The sequence below is a fragment of the Candidatus Phytoplasma phoenicium genome (assembly GCF_001189415.1).
Lineage (GTDB): Bacteria > Bacillota_I > Bacilli_A > Acholeplasmatales > Acholeplasmataceae > Phytoplasma > Phytoplasma phoenicium.
The window spans coordinates 1-1,533 of record NZ_JPSQ01000054.1 but is presented as its reverse complement, the minus strand read 5'-3'; the positions used below and the strand labels follow the sequence as shown (position 1 = coordinate 1,533).

The 1,533-nt window shown below is 26.9% G+C and carries 1 protein-coding gene; it reads right to left on the bottom strand.

Features of this window, described 5'->3' with window-relative positions; translation table 11 throughout:
- Window positions 1-31: 31 nt before the first annotated feature.
- On the bottom strand, window positions 32-1,533 hold a 1,502-nt coding region (gene rny / locus AlmWB_RS01295; protein WP_050337315.1), incomplete at its 5' end, for a ribonuclease Y.

Below are 1,533 nucleotides of genomic sequence, written 5' to 3'. Positions count from 1 at the left end.
CATAATTATAAAAAATATATAGATATTATTTTTATAATTTGTTATTATTGACATCTACAATTTCAATAGTTCTAGTTTCTCGAAGGACAGTGATTTTTATAATACCATTATAATTAATATTTTTTTGAATTTTATTTTTAATTTCTTGTGCTATCGTAAAAGTTTTAGCATCATCAACTTCTTCAGATTTAACAATAACTCTTATTTCACGACCTGAACGAATAGCATAAGATTTGTCTACTCCGTCAATTTCATTCGCTATTTTTTCTAATTGAGTAATTCTTTGAATATAATTTTCAATAGATTCTTTGCGTGCTCCAGGACGCGAAGAACTGATTTGATCTGCAATAGCAACTAAAATAGCAATTAAAGTTTGAGGTTCTTGTTCTTCGTGATGTGAAGCTATCGCATCAATGACTTCTTTAGGTTCTTGATATTTAATAGCTAATTCTACACCAATTTTAACATGACTGCCTTCAACACTATAATCTAAAGATTTACCAATATCATGTAATAAACCTGCTCTACGTGTTAAAATTTCATTTTCTCCTAATTCCGAAGCTAATTTACCAGCTAAAAACGCTACCTCTATAGAATGATTCAAAGCATTTTGCCCATAACTAGCACGAAAATGTAGTTTTCCCAAAAGTTTAACCAAGTATTCATCCATTGGACCCACTTTAGTTTCGAATATAACATCTTCACCTATTTCTTGAATAAAATTATCTATATCGCCAACAATACGTTGAAAATTTTTTTCAATACTAGCAGGAGTAATACGTCCATCAAGAATTAAATATTCTAAAGTTCTCTTAGCGATTTCCCTTCGAATAGGATCAAAAGAACTTAAAAGAACAGTATTAGGCGCGTCATCAATGATTAAATCAACGCCTGTTGTCATTTCAAAAGTTTTGATATTTCGTCCTTCTTTACCTATTATTTTCCCTTTTAAATCATCATTTTCAAGGCAAACAACACTAATGTTGTAGTTGGAAATAACTTCACGTGATAATGTTTGCATAGTATTAATAAGTAAAACTTTCGCTTTTTTTTTTACTTTAAATTTAAATTCTTCTTCTTTTATTTTTGCATAATTAATTATTTCTCGTGAAATATTTTTTTTCATTTCACTCATCACAATTTCTTTAGCTTGTTGTTGAGTTAAACATGATATTTCTTCTAATTGGGCTTGTTTTTTTTCTAATATTTCTTGAATTTTGTGTTGGAGTTGTTCCACAGTTCGTTTTTGTTTGTTAATTTTTTGTTCTTTAACATCTAAAAATTCTTCTTTCTCATTTAAATATTTGGTACGATATATTAATAATTCTTCTTGATGGATGATTTTTTCTTCTAAATTAACAATGATTTTTCTTCTTTGATTTAAATCATTTTCTACTTCTTGTTTTAAAAGATATATTTTGTTTTTTGTTTCAGATATAATTTGATTGCTAATTAATTGCGATTTAAGAATTTGTTCTTGATTCCTTTGATCTGTTTTTTTTATCATATTCCTAATTTTATTTTTTTGAAAAA